This is a genomic window from Eubacterium ramulus ATCC 29099 (genome assembly GCF_000469345.1).
GTDB classification, from domain to species: domain Bacteria; phylum Bacillota; class Clostridia; order Lachnospirales; family Lachnospiraceae; genus Eubacterium_I; species Eubacterium_I ramulus.
In genome coordinates, this window is the sequence record NZ_KI271096.1 from 39,539 (window position 1) to 58,116 (window position 18,578).

Here is an 18,578-nt window from a genome sequence, read left to right on the forward strand (position 1 = left end):
AAGTAGCAAAAGCGGATTGCGAATGTCCGCTTGAAATATAAATAGAAAATGTACCGGAGTAGTGGTAAAATATTTCAGATAGAGAAAAAGTTAGTAAAAGGAGGTAAGTATCATGTATCAGGCAAAAGAGACAAGATATGACAAAATGGTATACAACCGTTGTGGAAACAGCGGCTTAAAACTGCCGGAAGTTTCCCTTGGATTCTGGCACAATTTCGGAGATACCGGAGTATATGAAAATATGCGGCAGATGGTATTTACTGCTTTTGACAATGGTATCACACATTTTGATCTGGCCAATAATTACGGACCGGAGTATGGAAGTGCGGAAGCAAATCTCGGAAAACTGCTGAAGGAAAATTTCGCGTCTTACCGGGATGAGCTGATCATCAGTACAAAAGCCGGTTATGATATGTGGAAAGGTCCTTACGGCGACTGGGGCAGCCGCAAATATCTGCTGGCAAGTCTGGATCAGAGTCTGGAGAGACTGGGACTGGAGTATGTGGATATTTTTTACCATCACCGGATGGATCCGAATACTCCGTTAGAGGAGACTATGGGAGCACTGGATCAGGCGGTAAAAAGCGGAAAAGCGTTGTATGCCGGAATTTCCAATTATGACGGTGAGACGATGAAACGCGCAGCAGCGATTATGAGAGAACTGCATTGCCCGTTTGTCATTAACCAGAATCGTTATTCTATTTTTGACCGTACCATTGAGCAGAACGGATTAAAACAGGCGGCACAGGAAGAGGGCAAGGGAATCATTGCATTCAGTCCATTGGCACAGGGGATGCTGACCGACCGTTATCTGAATGGGATTCCTGCTGACAGCCGTGTCAATACAGATGGCCGGTTCCTGAAAAAAGAGCAGTTGACAGACAGTAAGATCCATCAGATCCAGGCGTTGAATGAGATCGCAAAACAGCGTGGCGAGAGCCTGGCACAGATGGCTCTGAAATGGGTATTAAAGGATGATGTAGTCACCAGTGTACTGATCGGGGCATCCAGACCGCAGCAGATCCTGGATAATATCAAAGTGATAGAAAGTGCCGGATTTACAGAGGAAGAACTTAGATTGATTGATGAGGTTTCAGTGGAAAAGAAGGCTTAATCTGTCTGATGCAGCAAGAAAATGAACGCAGAATAAGCATTCCCCCGCTTCAAGTGCGTAGAGCACTAAGCGGTGGGTAAGGGGGATGCTTATGTCAGTGGGAGTTAAAAGCTCCCACTGACAGGTCGCAAAGCGACTGCGTTCATGAGCAAGTAGCGAAAGCGGATTGCGAATGTCCGCTTTACTCGTATTCCGGGGAAATATCATTCAGATCGAATGCATGTGGAAATAGTGCGAGGATATTCTTGAAGTGTTAGAAGGGAGTATATAGATAGAGATAGATGTGGATAATACTTATCGTTGTGGCAGCAGTTGTTATTTTGCTGTGGATGGTAATTGGATATGTGGGATTCCGGACGGCTATCTGCCGTGGACATGAGTTGAATATTACAGACCGGGAGGCATTGAAAGGCACATCCTGGGATCAGTATTATGAGGAAATCCAGGAGGGAATCGAATGGATCAACCGGCAGGAGGCAGAAGATATTTTTATCCGGTCTGAGGATGGCTTCAAGCTGCATGGCCGTCTGATGGATCAGCCAGGAGCAAAAGGAACGGTACTGATGTTTCATGGATACCGCACCCATCCGGAGGTGGATTTTTCCGCCTCTTCCCATGTGTATTATGAATGTGGTAATCGGATCGTACATATTGATCAGCGTGCCGCAGGCGAAAGCGAAGGAAAGTACATCGGATTCGGGGTACTGGAGAGCAGAGACTGCTGTCTGTGGGCGCAGTATATTGCAAAACGGTTTGGACCGGATCAGAAAATCATTCTGGCCGGGCTGTCCATGGGAGCATCTACGGTGCTGATGGCCACTGCACACCATGAAAAGAAGCTGATTCCAATCAGTATTTCCACAGAAAAAACGATGGAAGTGTGTATGGAACTTCCGGAAAATGTGACGGGAATCGTGGCGGACAGTGCGTTTTCATCGCCTTATGATATTATAAAAAAGAGAATCAACACAATGTTTCATTGCAAGGGGAATCTGATTACGGTATCAATCGGGATCTGGAGTCGTTTTTATGCACACTATGGGCTGAAAACATTGTCTGTGCCGGAAGTAATGAAAGAAAATACGATTCCGGTACTGTTGGTGCACGGAACGGCAGACAGTAATGTACCGGTGGAAATGACGATTCAGGCTGCCAAAAACTGCATCGCACCGAAAAAACTGCTTTTGGTGAAAGGCGCAGAGCATGGCACCGGTTATTTGGTAGATAATGCAGGCTATGTGCAGGCATTACAAGAGTTTTGTTGTGTAAGCAGTGCAGAGAGACACTAAAATCTGTAAATTTAACAGAGTAAATTTAGAACTTCTGCAATTTTCTCTCAAGGAGCTATTTCTAGCGACTGAGATAAAATTGCAGAAGTTCGTATTATAAAATTTAATCTAAAACGGAAAATCAAGAATTCATATCTCGTGATTTCTGCACGCATGCTCTTTGTGCTTCAATGACAGCATTGCGCAGGCCCGCTTTTTCCAATGTTGCGACAGCTTCGATGGTAGTGCCGCCCGGAGAGCATACAGCATCTTTCAGTTCGCCCGGATGCTTTCCTGTCTCAAGTACCATTTTGGCGGAACCAAGTACGGCCTGGGCAGCAAATTTATATGCCTGCGCACGCGGCATGCCATCTGCCACAGCGGCATCGGCCATTGCTTCAATAAACATGTATACATATGCAGGAGAAGATCCGCTGACACCGATAACGGTATCTATCATAGATTCGCTGACCACCTCGGATTTACCAAAACTGTTGAAAATAGCCTGTACTTCAGCTAGGTCTTCATCGGTAACGGCATCGTTACAGCATATAGCACTCATGGCTGCACCAACCATAGCGGGAGTATTTGGCATGACACGCACTAATTTGATGGAAGTTTCAAATATTTCTTCTATGCGTTCGATCGTCTGTCCGGCAGCAATTGATACGATGATCGCATTTTCTTTCACTGCATGTCGGATTTCAGGAATTACTTTGTGAAACATATTTGGTTTTATGGCCAAAAAAAGAATGTCTGCTTTTTGAGCAGCGGCTTTGTTGTCTGTAGTAGCTTCAATGTGTAAAGTTTCTTTCAGACGAATAACAGAAGATTCGTGTGCGGCAGTTGCACAGATATGGTCACTGTCTGACAGTCCGGAAGAGAGGATCCCGCTGATGATGGCAGTAGCCATATTTCCACCGCCAATGAAACTGATCATTTTTTTGTTCATGTTTTTCAATTCCTTTCAATAATAGTAAGTTCAAGACGAACGCACGTGAGACTTGGTGCGTGATTCTGGTCAGCGAAAGCTGACATATTCTTTTCAGAATCACCGCACATCCTCAGCACTTCGTGCAAACGATGCATACTTTCTTGTTTTTTTATGAAAGAAGGAGTGCCAGAAATACATACTTGTATTTGGTGGCACCCCTATCATGGTTGATTTATTTCAGTCTGAGTTGAGTAGAATCACGCACTAGGTCTCACGTGCGTTCGACTTGAACTCAGTCTGAAAAGATTCGGAAACGATTCCGGTTTTATTTAGAAATCTGTGAAGTTTTTCTCTTTACGTTTCTCAAGGAAAGCAGTCATTCCTTCTGTTTTGTCATGTGTAGAGCATGTCATACCGAAGAGGTTTGCTTCGTACTCAACCGCATTCTTGATATCCATGTCATAACCATTGTTGATAGCAGCTTTTGCAATTGCAACCGCATAGCTTGCGTTACGTGCAATCTTACCGGCTAATTTTTTAGCAGTAGCCATAAGCTCTTCCTGCGGAACAACTTTGTTTACAAGACCGATTCTGTAAGCCTCGGCAGCATCAATGTTCTGGCATGCAAAGATCATTTCTTTTGCACGTCCCATACCAACCAGGCGGGCAAGTCTCTGTGTACCACCGAATCCCGGGATAATTCCAAGACCGCATTCCGGCTGTCCGAATAATGCATTTTCAGAAGCAATACGGATATCACAAGCCATGGAAATCTCGCATCCACCGCCTAATGCAAAACCGTTTACAGCTGCGATTGTAACCTGACGCATGTTCTGTAATTTGAAGAATGGTTCGGAAGCTCTCATACCGAAAGCACGTCCTTCTGCTGCGGAGAAGTTTACCATCTCAGAGATGTCTGCACCTGCAACAAATGATTTTTCGCCGGCACCGGTAAGGATTACGACTTTGATGTCATCTCTTCCTTCAATCTCAGTAAGAACTTCGTTTAACTCTGTCAGTGTCTCACTGTTCAGGGCATTTAATGCCTTTGGTCTGTTGATAGTAAGTACGGCGATTGGGCCTTCTACTTCTAAAAGTAAATTATTCATTTCAAATACCTCCTGTTTTGGTAAATGTACGGTCATAATCTCTTTAAACAAGTTTAGAATTCTTCATTTAAAAGGGGTGGAACGTACATGTAATTTATGTATCCTGAGAATACAATTTACTCAACAAATTGATTATACACCATATTTGTTAAAAAGAAAACAATAAAACGAACATTTCCCAGTAGAAAAAGTATAAAATATCTGTTAAAGTGCTAAATGATATGAGAGTGGGTCGCAAAGCGACTGCGTTCATGAGCAAGCAGCGAAAACGGATTGCGAATGTCCGTTTGATTATGTCAGCTTTCGCTGACCAGAATTACGCCCCAAGTCTCACGTGTGTTTGACTTGAATGGCGGGATAGATAATTCATTACGGGCTGTAAGGAATAGGAAGCACATATAATAGGAGATAAGATAGAAATGCTGGAAAAATTTCAATTGGAACAGATTGTAAAGCCTTTGCTGGCATGGTTTGAAAAAAATGCACGGACACTGCCCTGGAGGAGTATAAGTACACCTTATCGTGTCTGGGTGTCGGAGATCATGCTGCAGCAGACCCGTGTGGAGGCAGTGAAACCATATTTTGAACGGTTTATGCATGCACTTCCGGATGTGAAAAGTCTGGCAGAATGTGAGGAAGAACGGCTGTTAAAACTGTGGGAAGGGCTTGGTTATTATAACCGGGTGCGTAACATGCAGATCGCGGCACAGACGGTGATGGAGCAGTATGATGGAAAACTGCCGGCGGATTATGAAAAACTGCTGGAGCTGAAAGGAATCGGACACTATACAGCGGGCGCAATTGCATCTATTGCATACGGGATTCCGGTGCCTGCGGTGGATGGAAATGTATTGCGGATCCTGATGCGTGTATCTGCGGACAACTCTGATATTATGAAGCAGTCAGTAAAAACGAGGGTAGAGCAGGCACTGCAGCAGGTGATTCCACAGGACTGTGCCGGGAGTTTTAACCAGGCACTGATGGAACTTGGAGCCATTGTCTGTGTGCCAAACGGAGAGCCTTTGTGTGACCAGTGCCCCTGGTATTCTTTCTGTGAAACGAGAAAACGGGGACTCTGGCAGGAACTTCCGGTAAAAAAGAAGGCAAAGGGCAGAAGAATCGAGGAACGCACGGTGCTGGTGATCCGTGACGGAGAGCGAGTGGTTTTGAAAAGACGTCCGAAAAAGGGATTGCTGGCAGGTCTGTATGAGTTTCCAAATGAGCCGGGAACGCTGACAGAGGATGAAGCATTGCGGGTGGTGCAGGATATGCATCTACATCCCATGCGGATCCAGCGTCTTGAAGAAGCAAAACATATTTTTTCCCACGTGGAATGGCATATGCAGGGGTACATGGTAGAAGTGGATTCTCTGACCAGAGAGGAAGCAGGACTGTTGTTTGTAGAGGCGGCACATTCGGAGGAAGCGTATCCGATCCCGGCGGCATTTGCGGCTTATACGAAATATATGAACATCCGGCTGGGAAATGAAAGATTTAAAGAAAAATAATGAGTCAGTTCTACAGATAAAATAGTGGAACCTTACTGAACCTGGAGTTCGAGAAGCAGCGTTCTCTGCGGGAACTGAAAAGAGGAGCCGATGCGGTTGGCATCGGCTATACATGAAAAAGATTTATGAAAAGAAATTGCTAATTGCTATGTTGGCTGGTGTAAGTTCTTTATTTATCTTACACTTAGAAGTATAGAGATAAATTGTGTCTTTCGTATGTGGAGAGTATGTTATTTTTGCAAATAAAATGTGAACAAACTATGAATACAAAAGAAGTAAGAAAAAATTCAGAAAAAACAGGTTAATTTTTTCAAAACTGTGATGTATACTAAAAGGAAACAAGGAATACGAAAAAGGGGAAAGAGATCGTATGAAGTTATTAACATTTACCGTGCCCTGTTACAATTCACAGGATTATATGCGCCGATGTGTAGATTCGTTGCTGATCGGTGGAGAAGATGTGGAAATTATTATCGTAGACGATGGTTCTTCCGATGATACAGGTGCGATTGCAGATGCATATGCGGAAAAATACCCATCCATTGTTCGTGCCATTCATCAGGAGAACGGCGGCCATGGTGCCGGATTGAATGCAGGACTGAATCATGCTACCGGATTGTATTTTAAGGTTGTAGACAGCGATGACTGGGTAGATGAAGCAAGTTATCGCCAGATTTTGGATGCATTGCATAATCTTTGTTCTGCAGGATGTATGCTGGATATGATGATCAGTAATTTTGTATATGAAAAAGAAGGGGCAAAGCACAAGTCTGCGACCCGTTACCATAATATCCTTCCGCAGGGACAGTTGTTCGGCTGGGAAGAGACAAGGAATTTTAAAATCGGAAAATATATTCTGATGCATTCTGTTATTTATCGGACACAGCTGTTGCGCGACTGTCATCTGGTACTGCCAAAGCATACCTTTTACGTGGACAATCTTTTTGTATATGTGCCACTTCCATATGTAAAAACGATGTACTATCTGGATGTTGATTTTTACCGTTATTATATCGGTCGGGAAGATCAGTCCGTCAATGAAAAGAATATGATCAAAAACATTGATCAGCAGATCAAAGTGAACAAGATCATGGTGGATGCCTATGATTTGTGGAAGATAGCAGACCGCCATCTGCGGCATTATATGATGAACTATCTGGAAATCATTACCGTGATATCTACTGTGATGCTGCTGAAATCCGGTACGGAGGAGAATCTGGAGAAAAAAAGAGAACTCTGGACTTATATCAAGAACCGGGATATCCGGCTGTTCCATAAACTGCGGAACCGCATTATGGGACAGACATTGAATCTTCCCGGAAAAGGCGGAAGAAAATTGTCGCTGACGATTTACAAAATCTCCCAGAAAGTGATCGGGTTTAATTAAATTTTCTTTTTATTTATAAAGAACAAACTGAAACTATTCCAACAAGGACATGAAAAATTTTCTGTGTCAGCTGCATCGCTTATCTCTGACCGCTCCCGCGAACTCACCCGCAAAACCAGCGGGTTCAGACACACTCACGCGGTCGGGCTAGATGCAGCAGTCACGACGAAAATTTTACAACGATCCTTTTGTTGGAATAGTTTCAGTTTTGTTCTATTTACACAATGAATAAACGGAAAAAGTATTCTGTACAGTTCATCTCTGATTAAGTTGATGTGGTATAAAGTGCAGTGGTGTGAATTGGCTGATTCATAAGGTAAATATAGAAAACGAAGAATTCTGTCAGGGTAAGCGATTCAGTGAACGACTGAGTTTTGCGAGTTTTGTGCGAGCGGGAACGACCTCTTTTTCAGGCGTGAGAGCGAGCACGATAAAACCGAAGCAAAACGAGGGTAGTGAACGTCTAGCGTCCCGACAGGATTCTTCGTTTTCATATTAAATTTAAGAAGCGAGCCATTACACAATGTGGTATTTTGCCGCACTGAGTTCATTGAAGACTTTTTGTTTCAGGTCATATAAGTTATCAGACAGATCCACATATACGTTGGATGGATTTACGAAACGCATATTTTCATCCCATAGTGTAGCTTTTTCCTGTGTACAGATGGACTGGATTTCCATAACACTCGGAGAAGTGTATACACATTTTCCTTCTTCAAAGATCGGAACCAGAAGTTTCCGCATAGTGTAAGTGCCACCGACGATGCGAGTGCGTTTCCATGTCTCATTCGGATCAAAGAGTACCATGTCTTCATTTTCATCAAAGGTTTCATTTGCCAGGCAGATCAGATCTGCACGGATTTTTCCTGTTTCTTTATCATAAATACGATAAATCTCTTTGTTGCCCGGATTGGTAACTTTCTCCGTGTTTTCAGAAAGTTTGATCTTTGGTGTGAAGTGCCCATCTTCATTGCGGATGGCAGCAAGTTTGTATACACCGCCGAAAGCCGGGCAGTCTCTGGAGGTGATCAGGCTTGTACCGACACCCCAGGAGGTGATTTTTGCACCCTGGATCTTCAGGGTCTCGATCAGATATTCGTCCAGATCGTTGGAAGCGGAGATGATGGCATCCGGGAATCCGGCAGTATCCAGCATTTGCCGTACTTTCTTGGACAGATAAGCCAGGTCTCCGCTGTCCATCCGGATACCATAATTGTGCAGTTTTACACCGGCATCTTTCATCTCCTGGAATACGCGGATGGCATTTGGAATACCGGATTTTAAAGTGTCATAGGTATCGACCAGCAGAATGCAGGCATTCGGATATAGCTCCGCATATGTTTTGAATGCGGTGTACTCGTCCGGAAAACTCATGATCCAGCTGTGGGCGTGTGTGCCTTTGACCGGAATGTTGAAAATCTGTCCTGCAAGTACGTTGGAAGTTCCGCAGCAGCCGCCAATGACAGCAGCGCGGGCACCGTAAATACCGGAATCCGGTCCCTGTGCACGGCGCAGGCCGAATTCCATGACACCGTCGTTTTGTGCTGCATAGCAGACACGGGCTGCTTTTGTGGCGATGAGGCTCTGATGGTTCAAAATATTTAAAATAGCGGTTTCTACCAGCTGTGCTTCCATGATTGGTGCGATAACTTTGATGAATGGCTCACGGGGGAACATCACGGTGCCTTCCGGAATTGCATAAATACTGCCGGAAAAACGGAACGTACTCAGATATTTTAAGAAATCTTCGTCAAACATATTCAGACTCTGCAGATAGCGGATATCGTCCGCAGAGAACTGAAGATTTTTGATGTAATCGATGACCTGTTCCAGACCACAGGCGATGGCATAGCCGCCACCACATGGATTTTCCCGGTAAAATGCATCAAATACAACCACGTCATTGTTCCGGGCTTTGAAATAGCCCTGCATCATTGTTATTTCGTATAAATCAGTAAGTAATGTCAGATTTAATGATCTCATAGTATCAGTTTGACCGGCGGCCGGTCATTTCCTCCCTATCCTTATAATACTGGCAGACTGCGCTGTCAGTCATTTTTGTAAATGTCTTTTTTCCAGTATACACTTTTTTCAGAAAACTTCCAGTTATTTTTCAGCAAAATGATATCCGGCATTGTCCAAAAAAGCATAACCAGACGGTAGGACAAATGATAACTAAAGTGTATGACAAGATGGGATTTATTCAGTGTACATGCATCAGGATAATAGATATACTTGATTTATCAAAAAGAAATGTCATTGAACAGTGGCGGAAAAAATAAGGACAAGTATTGCCAAACATGGAGGAATGTATTATGGGTAAATATGAAGAGAATCTTGAATTATTGAGAAAAGCGGTTCGCTGTGAGCCGGTGGACCGTGTACCGGTGGTTCCATGTGGAAACGCGTATTTTGCACGGGCACAGCATGTATTATTAAAAGATTATATCACGGATTTCGATAAAGCCTGCGATGCAAATCTGACGGAACTAAAGCGCATTGGAGCAGATGGTACACAGAATGTGATCTTTTCCCCGTATCTGCTGGGTACACAGTGGCTGTCTAAAGCAGCACTTCCGGGACAGGAACTGGGCGATGATGATATGTGGCAGATCAAAGAGTTTGAGAACATGCAGTTTGAGGATTATGAGAAGATCAAAGAGATGGGATGGGATGCATTCCAGAAACAGTTTATCGCAGAAAAATGTGACAATAACTGGGAAAACCTGAAACCGTTTTTTGAAGCAAATCCCCGCTGCTATCAGAAGTTTTATGAAGCAGGTATTCCGTGTATCGCTGATTTCCTGATGATCACACCGTTTGAGTATTTCTGCGGCGGACGTTCCCTGGAAGCATTCTTTATGGATGATCTGATGGAAGAACCGGAGTTGATGCATGAAATTTTTGATATGGTATTGGAGCATAATCTGAAAGCTTATAAACAGCAGATAAAAGATACCCATGCCCTGGGCGTATGGATTGGAGGATGGAGAACCGGCCCGGATCTGGTTTCCCCGAAGATGTTTGATGAATTCGTATGGCCGGCCTTTAAAGCTTACTATGACCTGTGTATCGAGATGAACGTCATTCCGACGTTCCATCTGGATTCCTGCTGGAATCTGGATCTGGATAAGTTTAAACGTCTGGAAGACAAGACCTATATCCTGGCACTGGATTCCAAAACAGATATTCGCAAAGCAAGAGAAGTACTTGGAAAAGATGTATGTATCCTCGGTGATGTTCCGTGTGAACTGATGACATTTGGTACACCGGAGGAGGTAAAAGAGTATGTGACAAAACTTCTGGAAGATATCGGACCTTGGGGTTGTATGATCGCAACCGGATGTGATATCCCGTCAGATGCAAAACCGGAAAATGTGCTTGCCATGAGTGAGGCTGCACATGATTTCCTGAAGACACATCCGCAGAAATAATCAAATAATCAAATCCTTACAAACCACCCCTTGGAAAGTTTATTTCCAAGGGGTGGTTTGCCCACAACATCATCTTATAAAAGAAATGAATACACAAACGGCATAGAATCATAACCAAAACCGATGACAAAACCGATAGAATATATAAATATAACAAAAAATAAATATAAAATATATACAATATGTATAAAAAACAAGCGAGAAAAAGTGCTTTTGATAACCGTTGTGTATCAGTGTATGAATGCAGAAAGAATCATTACCAAACTGCATGGCAGAATGACTTTTACAAATTGGATTCTGGAGCAGGGAACACTTATAATGTGAGTGTAAAAACAGATAAGAAATTCCGGAAAAAAATCTGTGGAGTGTAGAGAAAATGTATAGCTCATGATTTGAGAGAAAGAAGGTAAGGTAGATTATGAATTGGGGAATACTGGCATTTGTTATTATTTATGAAGTTTTAACGGTTGTTGGCGTCGGTCTGGTCATTGCCCGGAAAAATAAACACAGTGTGGAGGAAGGAATCTTTGCACTTGCAGGAAAAGGGCTGCCAACTGCACAGGTCGGTGTCACACTTGCTTTGACCATGCTTGGTTCCGCACATATCTGGGGTACCTGTGAGAATGCTTATTCCATGGGTTCTATCGCAACCTGGTTTGGTATTGCATGTACGGTCATGATGATCGTGATTACACAGATCACCGGTCCATGGGTAAGAAAAATCGGAACAGATACCATGCCGGATCTGTTTGGTAAATTATATGGAAAGAAAATGCGTATCCTGTGCGCCTGTGTTATGGGACCGTTAGTATTCGGATGTCTGTGTCTGGAAACACAGTGTATCGCAGTTACATTCGTGGCATGTACCGGCTGGTCCTACACCGTAGGTGCAATCGTAGGCGGAGCGTTCGGTATCCTCTATGTACTGCTCGCAGGTATGAAAGAAGTATCCTGGCTGAATATGATCAATGCGGTATTTATGTATGCAGCACTGATCATCGCACTGATCGCAATGTTTGTATACCTTCCGGGTAACGGATGGGAGGATGTGGCACAGAATATTACAGATTCCGGAAATGCATGGATGCTTGATATCTTTGGAAATAAAAACCTGATCATCGGATTCGCAATCCCGACGATTTTCTGTACATCCATGTTCCAGGGCGTATCCCAGATGGGATTACAGACCTGTATCGCTGCAAAAGATGTTAAATCCGTAAAGAAATCTATCTGGCTGGCAGGCCCGGTCAACGGTCTGTTCTGTATCATTCCGGCTCTGCTTGGTATGGCAGCACTGGCACTTGGATATTATAAACTGGCTGGCGACAGCGCGATGATGATGACACCGATGATGATGCTTGAAGTACTTCCGCATTGGGTAGTAGCACTGATCTGTGCATCCTTCCTTGGAGCGTTGTTATCCACATTTGCGATGACATCCCTTTGCCCGGCAACTATTTTTGCATACGATTTGTATGGCGGATTATACAAACCGGAAGCAACAGAGAAAGAAAAAACGCTGGTGATGAGAATCATGATCGTCATCGTAGGTATTCTTGCAATCGTATTGTGCAACTTCCAGCCGGCCGTTGTAACAACGATCAACTGGATCTTTACCTGGGGCGTACCGCTTTTTGTAATGCTGGTTATTGGCTTATGCTGGAAACGCAATACTACAGCTGCAATGATCACTATGTTTGTATCATGGATCGCAAATATCGTATGGATAACCTGTGGACTGCAGGAGCGTCTGGGAATGGTAAATTTCCATCAGGTATATCTGTGCATGATTGTTTCAGTGATCCTTGGCCTTGTTCTGACAGCCGTGCTGCCTGGAACAAAACCTGGATATTTCCGCTTATCCAAAGAAGAAAAAGCGGCTTGCTAGGAAAAGGAGGAAAAGATAGATGGTAGCTCATATTGTTCTGGAAAGTGCACTTATGGTATTTGGAATCACAATTGCCGGTTATTTCATCGGCAAACTGTTTAAAGAGGCAGAAAGAGAAGATTAAAGGGGGAAATTGATATGCTGGCAATTACGATGACACAGGGTTGGATGATTGGAATCATCGCATTTATGGCAGTGTTTGGAATCTGTGCGGGTGTTTTTTCCGTACTTGGCAAAAAGAGAAAATAGACAGTACATACATCGTGTGATCTGGTGAAAAATCCCGTGTAATGTGCAGGAAGTCCTGTGGTACAGACAAGTACAGCAGGACTTCCTTTTATCGGCATGTTTTTTTTGCAAAAACAGGCGAGATATGGTAGTATGGATAAACAGGAGGGTTTTGCACTATGAACATGATTCAGATGAAATATTTTATTACGGCAGCAAAGTGTCTGAATTTTACGAAAGCGGCAGATAAACTGTTTATCACGCAGCCGGCACTGAGTCGTCAGATTGCTTCCATGGAAGCAGAACTGAATATGCAGCTGTTTATCCGAAATAACCGTTCTGTACGGCTGACACCGGCAGCAGTGGTGCTTCTAGAAGGATTTGAAAAGATTTATAATGAATATAATGTGACAGTAGCAAAGGCTCTGAATAGTTTCCAGGGATTGAGCGGTGAATTGAACATTGGCATTCTGGACGGTACTTATGTGGGAGACCTGTTCCCGGGTGTATTAAAACATTTTGCAAATTGTTATCCAAATGTGAAGATTAATTTACAGAATTATAGTTTTAATGCATTGGTAGAGAATCTATACAGCAGTAGGCTCGATTTGATCATTACATTGAGATTCGATGTGGAACATCGGGAAAAAATGAAGTATCGTGTGATAGAAGAGACCAGGGATCATGTGGTGGTACATAAGGATCACCGGTTGGCCAATGCATCTTATGTAAAGCTTTCTGATTTCAAAGATGATACTTTTATTATGGTGTCCCCGGAAGATTCGGAAGAATCTCCAAAACTGATCATTGATGCCTGCAAAATGAGTGGATTCAATCCTCAGGTAAAGTTTGCAAGCTCTGTGCAGGAGGAGATGCTCTGGGTGCAGGCCGGTGTGGGCGTATGTATTCTGGATTCACGGAATCTGCTGTCTAATAACGATACGGTACGGTTTTTGAATACGGATATCATCAGTGATCCAAGCCTTGTTATGGCATGGAATATTGATAATTACAATCCGATGAGGGAAATATTTGTAGACAATTTCTTCTGCGATGATAAGAAGTAACAGTAGATATAATTGAACGCAGAACAAGTAGCAAAAGCGGATTGCGAATGTCGATTTACTGATATATGAATCAGAGATGACGGAAATATTGTTACATTTCCGGATAGAAGAGTCAGGCTCAAATGCCTGACTTTTTGGGGGTTTCAGTAAGTATCAGGGAAAATTCGATAATACAGACGGTGAGAAGACACTGCTGAAAAAATGATCAGAGGGGGAAGCTATTATGGATTTACAGACATTGATCAAGGATGCAAAAGAACGTTTTGGATTTGAAGAAGCCGGTGCGCTGAATGTGGAGGCACTGGAGTTTTTGCCGGAAGTACGGCAGATGTGTGCGGCAGACCGCTGCCGTTCTTTTAACAGAAACTGGTCCTGCCCGCCGGGATGCGGCACGCTGGAAGAGATTTCTGAGCGGGTGAAACCGTATACCAGAGGTATCCTGGTGCAGTCGATAGGACAGCTGGAGGATGAGTTTGATGTGGAGACGATGATGGAGACAGAGCATACTCAGAAAGCACGGTTTGCACAGCTGGTGGAATATGTGCGTTCTAAGGAGCCGGACTGCATTCCGATGGCAGCAGGAGCCTGCCAGGTATGCAAAAAATGCACCTATCCGGATGAGCCGTGCAGATTTCCGGAGAAATCCATTCCGTCGATGGAAGCGTATGGATTGTTTGTGAGTAAAGTCTGCATCCAGTCTGGCATGAAGTATAATTATGGAAAAAATACCATCGCGTACAGCAGCTGTATTTTGCTGAAATAGATTTCTGTACAAACGGATGAGTGAAGGAACAGGTAACAGTAATGAAGGTAAAAATCAGAATTGGAAATGAAGTGAAAGAGTATACAGGAGCGTGGGAAGATCATACGCTCCTGGAAGTGTTTCAGGAGCTTGGCATCACGCAGGTACATGCCCCCTGTGGTGGAAACGGTACCTGTAAAAAATGTCTGGTGACAGTGGAGGGACTTGGTGAAGTCCTGTCATGCCAGACGCAATGTAAAGATGGCATGTGTGTGACCGTTGCAGAAGAGCAGAAGTCAGCCATTGCTGAAAATGGAAACTGCTATCTGTATCCGGCAGATGCGGGTGAAGGGCTGTTGGCGGCCTGTGATATCGGAACGACCACTGTGGTATGTCATCTGCTGGATGGAGCAACCGGAGTGCGTCTTTGTACAGTCAGCGCACCGAATGCACAGCGCAGTTTTGGCGCAGATGTCATCTCCAGGATCCAGGCATCTGTGGACAGCGGTCTGGATAAATTGCAGAGTGCCATTGTGGATCAGATCAATGGTATGCTGGTGCAGTTAAAACAGAAAGCGGGCAGAACAGAAGATATCCGTCGGCTGGCGGTTGCCGGCAACACGGTCATGAGCCATCTGTTCTGCGGATTGTCTCCGGAGAGTATCGGTGTGGCACCTTTTACGCCTTTGTCTCTGTTTGGGGAAAGTTATGACGCAAAACAGATTGGTATCGAAGGTTGTGAGACTGTGTATGTCGTGCCGTCCATTGCCGGTTATGTGGGCGGCGATATTGTAGCGGATCTGGCAGCGGTACAGATGCACTCTTCTGTGCTGGCAGAAGATGGTGAGAAAGAGACACTGATGCTGGATATTGGTACCAACGGAGAGATGGTGCTTGGAAAATCCGGTTCGTATGTGTGCTGTGCGACAGCGGCAGGACCGGCTTTTGAAGGAGCGGAGATCGCCATGGGAATGCCGGCAGCTTCCGGAGCTATCTCAAAAGTCTGGCTGGAAGATGGAAAAATCTGTTGTTCCACGATCAACGATGCACCGGCAGTGGGAATCTGCGGTTCCGGGTTGATCGACGCACTGGCGGTATTTTTGGAAACAGAGCTGTTGGATGAGACCGGTCTGATCGCGGATGAGGATGAGGTGGAGGAAGCATATGCCGGTTACCTGGGAGAAGATGAGGACGGTACCTGTGTCTATCTGACGGATACTGTGAAAGTGACCCAGGCAGATGTGCGGAAGCTTCAGCTTGCCAAGGCATCGATCGCGGCTGGTATCCGGATTCTGTTATCCGAGCGGAATATTTCTGTGACTGATGTGGAGCAGGTGATCCTTGCCGGCGGTTTTGGAAGTTTTCTGAACAAAAAGAGTGCGGCAGCGATCGGGCTGATCCCGGAGGAACTGGAGCCGGTGACGATCTCTGTAGGAAATGCGGCCGGTGAGGGCGCAGTGTCTGCGGCAGTGTCAGAGGCAGCCAGACAGGAACTGGGCCGTCTGCAGCAGGAGATGCGCTATGTGGAACTGTCCACACACAAAAAGTTCAGCGATGCTTATATGGAAGAAATGTTTTTCGAATAAAAAACTGAGAAAGAAAGGAAATAAGAAACATGAGAGGAATTTTATACGGGGTAGGAGTAGGTCCGGGAGATCCGGAATTAATGACTTTGAAGGCGGTTCGTATGATCCGCGAGAATGAGGTGATTGCAGTACCGGGGGCAGAGGCAAAGGAAACTGTTGCGTACCAGATCGCTGTACAGGCGGTGCCGGAACTGGCAGACAAAGAATTGCTTTCTATCTATATGCCAATGACACACGATGCAAAGGAACTGGAGGAAAATCACAGAAAGGGAGCAAAAGCACTGGAAGAAGTACTGGATCAGGGAAAAGATATCGTGTTTCTGACCCTCGGAGATCCGACCATCTATTCTACATTTTCCTATTTGCAGAAACGTGTGGAAGATGATGGTTATGAGACTGCGCTGGTAAGTGGTATCACTTCTTTCTGTGCAGCAGCGGCCAGAACAAACCAGCCGCTGGTTGAGTGGAATCAGACTCTGCATATCGTACCTGCTGTTCACCGTCTGGGTGATACTCCGGATGCCGAAGGTAATTATGTATTTATGAAATCCGGAAAGAAGATGAAACAGGTAAAAGAGATTTTGCGGGAGACCGGAAAGCAGGTGTCCATGGTGGAAAACTGTGGAATGGAGACGGAACATGTATACCGCAGTGTGGATGAAATCCCGGATGATGCCGGATACTATTCCCTGATCATTGCGAAAGAGATGGAATCCGGAAAATGATAGAACTGTCAGATCTTACGAAAAAGTTTGATACGTTTACTGCGGTGGATCATCTGAACCTGCGGATCGAAACCGGTGAATTTTTTGGCCTGTTGGGGCCAAACGGAGCCGGAAAGACTACAACAATCAGCCTGATGTCCACCCTGCTTCTGCCTACGGAAGGCGAGATCCGGGTGGACGGGGAAGTGCTTTCACGGAAAAATCCCGGACTGAAACGAAAAATCAGTGTCATTACCCAGGAGTATTCCATGCGTCAGGACATGACGATGGATGAGGTGATGGAATATCAGGGACGGCTGTACTTTATGCCCCGGAAAAAAATCCGGGAAAAGACAGAAGAACTGCTGGAATTTTGTGGCCTGATCGATTTCCGCAGAAGGACAGTGCGAAAACTTTCCGGTGGTATGAAACGAAAACTGATGGTCTGCCGGGCTTTGTTGACAGAGCCGGAGATCCTGCTGCTGGATGAGCCAACCGCTGGTATGGATGCTCTTTCCAGACGGCAGATGTGGAATCTGCTGCGCCAGCTCAATGACCACAATCTTACGATCCTTCTTACGACCCATTATATGGAAGAGGCGGAGAGTCTGTGCCAGAGGGTAGCATTTATGGATCGTGGAAGACTGGAAGAAGTCAGTGAACCAAAGAAAATGGTGGAACAGCTGGGACATTTTGCAGTGGATGAGATGACATCAGATGGGCTGAAAAGTCATTATTTTAAAAACAGAGAAGATGCTATTGCTCATTTGAGCAGACTGACCGGTCAGACTGCTTTGCGCAATACCACATTGGAAGATGTCTTTGTGGCACGGGCAGAGCGGAAAGAGAGGCAGCGGTAGTCAATGGGAATTATAACAGTATTATGGGAAAAATGGACGGAGTTCCGCAGAGATTTTTACAAAATCACTCTGGCGGCAATGATTGCACCGCTGATGTATCTGATCGTGTTTGGAATGGGAATCCAGATGGTGTCCCACGGAGAACCATATCTGAATTTCCTGATTCCGGGTGTAGTGTCACTGACAACGATGACAGGCAGTTTTAATGCCATTGCACAGAATCTGAATGTGCAGCGTCTGTATGAGAAGGCTTTTGATCAGGTAATGATCTCACCGACACCGCTCTGGCAGTTTATTGTAGGCCAGGTGATTGCCGGAAGTCTCCGGGGACTGTATGCGGGATGTGTGATCATGCTTTTGGTCCTGCCGATTCATACCGGAGTAATATTCAACGGATTTTCTTTTCTGATCATGTTTTTGAACGGGGCAGTATTTTCAACGATTGCCGTGGTAGTTTCCTTTATTGCGAAAAATCATACGGATGTGCCGCGGTTTTCCAATTATGTCATTATGCCGATGTCTTATCTGTGTAATACATTTTTTGCTATGGATAATATGCCGGAAGGCATCCGTCAGGTCATCGGTGCATTGCCGTTGTCACAGACAAGTGCTATGATCCGGAGCATTGCAAAAGGAGAAGCCATCAATCCGATTGGAATTCTGATCCTTGCAATTTATCTGGCGGTATTTCTGACACTTTCCTTTTGGTTTATTTACAAGCGGAAGAATCTGTAAACATCGTCTTTATG

15 protein-coding genes are annotated in these 18,578 nt (G+C 44.7%); 12 read left to right on the forward strand and 3 right to left on the reverse strand.

The window, feature by feature from the left end:
* Positions 1-112 precede the first annotated feature (112 nt).
* Positions 113-1,114, forward strand: a complete 1,002-nt coding sequence (locus HMPREF0373_RS03365) for an aldo/keto reductase (RefSeq protein ID WP_021738189.1) — start codon at positions 113-115, stop codon at positions 1,112-1,114.
* Positions 1,115-1,395: 281 nt separating this feature from the next.
* Positions 1,396-2,403 carry an alpha/beta hydrolase gene (locus tag HMPREF0373_RS03370; RefSeq protein ID WP_021738190.1) on the forward strand — a complete coding sequence of 336 codons (1,008 nt, stop codon included), beginning with the start codon at positions 1,396-1,398 and terminating at the stop codon, positions 2,401-2,403.
* Positions 2,404-2,524: 121 nt separating this feature from the next.
* Here the strand turns inward: HMPREF0373_RS03370 and proC are convergent, their stop codons facing one another.
* Positions 2,525-3,334 carry a pyrroline-5-carboxylate reductase gene (proC, locus tag HMPREF0373_RS03375; protein WP_021738191.1) on the reverse strand — a complete coding sequence of 270 codons (810 nt, stop codon included), beginning with the start codon at positions 3,332-3,334 and terminating at the stop codon, positions 2,525-2,527.
* 311 nt (positions 3,335-3,645) lie between these two features.
* On the reverse strand, positions 3,646-4,425 hold the full coding sequence (locus HMPREF0373_RS03380; RefSeq protein ID WP_022036059.1) for an enoyl-CoA hydratase-related protein: 780 nt from the start codon (positions 4,423-4,425) through the stop codon (positions 3,646-3,648).
* Positions 4,426-4,844: 419 nt separating this feature from the next.
* Between HMPREF0373_RS03380 and mutY the strand changes: the two genes are divergently transcribed.
* Both mutY and HMPREF0373_RS03390 read left to right on the forward strand, forming a co-directional pair.
* Entirely contained in the window at positions 4,845-5,933 is a 1,089-nt protein-coding gene (gene mutY / locus HMPREF0373_RS03385) for an A/G-specific adenine glycosylase (protein WP_021738193.1), read from the forward strand.
* A gap of 370 nt (positions 5,934-6,303) precedes the next feature.
* Positions 6,304-7,320: a glycosyltransferase family 2 protein gene (locus tag HMPREF0373_RS03390; RefSeq protein WP_022035493.1), complete on the forward strand. Its 1,017-nt coding sequence runs from the start codon at positions 6,304-6,306 to the stop codon at positions 7,318-7,320.
* Positions 7,321-7,836: 516 nt separating this feature from the next.
* Here the strand turns inward: HMPREF0373_RS03390 and HMPREF0373_RS03395 are convergent.
* Complete coding sequence (locus HMPREF0373_RS03395; protein WP_022036184.1) at positions 7,837-9,303, reverse strand: nicotinate phosphoribosyltransferase; 1,467 nt, start codon at positions 9,301-9,303, stop codon at positions 7,837-7,839.
* 332 nt (positions 9,304-9,635) lie between these two features.
* Here HMPREF0373_RS03395 and HMPREF0373_RS03400 point away from each other — a divergent pair, with 332 nt between their 5' ends.
* From HMPREF0373_RS03400 to HMPREF0373_RS03440, 8 genes are all read left to right on the forward strand, one after another.
* On the forward strand, positions 9,636-10,754 hold the full coding sequence (locus HMPREF0373_RS03400) for a uroporphyrinogen decarboxylase family protein (RefSeq protein WP_044962719.1): 1,119 nt from the start codon (positions 9,636-9,638) through the stop codon (positions 10,752-10,754).
* A gap of 418 nt (positions 10,755-11,172) precedes the next feature.
* Positions 11,173-12,642 carry a sodium:solute symporter family protein gene (locus HMPREF0373_RS03410; RefSeq protein ID WP_021738200.1) on the forward strand — a complete coding sequence of 490 codons (1,470 nt, stop codon included), beginning with the start codon at positions 11,173-11,175 and terminating at the stop codon, positions 12,640-12,642.
* A 407-nt stretch (positions 12,643-13,049) separates the two neighbouring features.
* Positions 13,050-13,937: a LysR family transcriptional regulator gene (locus HMPREF0373_RS03415; RefSeq protein WP_021738201.1), complete on the forward strand. Its 888-nt coding sequence runs from the start codon at positions 13,050-13,052 to the stop codon at positions 13,935-13,937.
* 223 nt (positions 13,938-14,160) lie between these two features.
* Positions 14,161-14,700, forward strand: a complete 540-nt coding sequence (locus HMPREF0373_RS03420; protein WP_021738202.1) for a DUF2284 domain-containing protein — start codon at positions 14,161-14,163, stop codon at positions 14,698-14,700.
* A gap of 41 nt (positions 14,701-14,741) precedes the next feature.
* Entirely contained in the window at positions 14,742-16,265 is a 1,524-nt protein-coding gene (locus HMPREF0373_RS03425) for an ASKHA domain-containing protein (protein ID WP_049946803.1), read from the forward strand.
* Between the two features lie 29 nt (positions 16,266-16,294).
* Complete coding sequence (gene cobI, locus HMPREF0373_RS03430; protein WP_021738204.1) at positions 16,295-16,990, forward strand: precorrin-2 C(20)-methyltransferase; 696 nt, start codon at positions 16,295-16,297, stop codon at positions 16,988-16,990.
* Positions 16,987-17,829, forward strand: coding sequence for an ABC transporter ATP-binding protein (locus HMPREF0373_RS03435; RefSeq protein ID WP_021738205.1), 843 nt, complete (start codon positions 16,987-16,989; stop codon positions 17,827-17,829). The genes cobI and HMPREF0373_RS03435 overlap by 4 nt, the downstream gene beginning before the upstream one ends.
* 3 nt (positions 17,830-17,832) lie before the next feature.
* On the forward strand, positions 17,833-18,564 hold the full coding sequence (locus tag HMPREF0373_RS03440) for an ABC transporter permease (protein ID WP_021738206.1): 732 nt from the start codon (positions 17,833-17,835) through the stop codon (positions 18,562-18,564).
* The last annotated feature ends 14 nt before the right edge of the window (positions 18,565-18,578 follow it).

Coding starts and splice junctions, on each gene's coding strand:
- HMPREF0373_RS03365 (WP_021738189.1), top strand. CDS start 113: ATGTATCAGGCAAAAGAGACAAGATATGACAAAATGGTATACAACCGT.
- HMPREF0373_RS03370 (WP_021738190.1), top strand. CDS start 1,396: ATGTGGATAATACTTATCGTTGTGGCAGCAGTTGTTATTTTGCTGTGG.
- proC (WP_021738191.1), bottom strand. CDS start 3,334: ATGAACAAAAAAATGATCAGTTTCATTGGCGGTGGAAATATGGCTACT.
- HMPREF0373_RS03380 (WP_022036059.1), bottom strand. CDS start 4,425: ATGAATAATTTACTTTTAGAAGTAGAAGGCCCAATCGCCGTACTTACT.
- mutY (WP_021738193.1), top strand. CDS start 4,845: ATGCTGGAAAAATTTCAATTGGAACAGATTGTAAAGCCTTTGCTGGCA.
- HMPREF0373_RS03390 (WP_022035493.1), top strand. CDS start 6,304: ATGAAGTTATTAACATTTACCGTGCCCTGTTACAATTCACAGGATTAT.
- HMPREF0373_RS03395 (WP_022036184.1), bottom strand. CDS start 9,303: ATGAGATCATTAAATCTGACATTACTTACTGATTTATACGAAATAACA.
- HMPREF0373_RS03400 (WP_044962719.1), top strand. CDS start 9,636: ATGGGTAAATATGAAGAGAATCTTGAATTATTGAGAAAAGCGGTTCGC.
- HMPREF0373_RS03410 (WP_021738200.1), top strand. CDS start 11,173: ATGAATTGGGGAATACTGGCATTTGTTATTATTTATGAAGTTTTAACG.
- HMPREF0373_RS03415 (WP_021738201.1), top strand. CDS start 13,050: ATGAACATGATTCAGATGAAATATTTTATTACGGCAGCAAAGTGTCTG.
- HMPREF0373_RS03420 (WP_021738202.1), top strand. CDS start 14,161: ATGGATTTACAGACATTGATCAAGGATGCAAAAGAACGTTTTGGATTT.
- HMPREF0373_RS03425 (WP_049946803.1), top strand. CDS start 14,742: ATGAAGGTAAAAATCAGAATTGGAAATGAAGTGAAAGAGTATACAGGA.
- cobI (WP_021738204.1), top strand. CDS start 16,295: ATGAGAGGAATTTTATACGGGGTAGGAGTAGGTCCGGGAGATCCGGAA.
- HMPREF0373_RS03435 (WP_021738205.1), top strand. CDS start 16,987: ATGATAGAACTGTCAGATCTTACGAAAAAGTTTGATACGTTTACTGCG.
- HMPREF0373_RS03440 (WP_021738206.1), top strand. CDS start 17,833: ATGGGAATTATAACAGTATTATGGGAAAAATGGACGGAGTTCCGCAGA.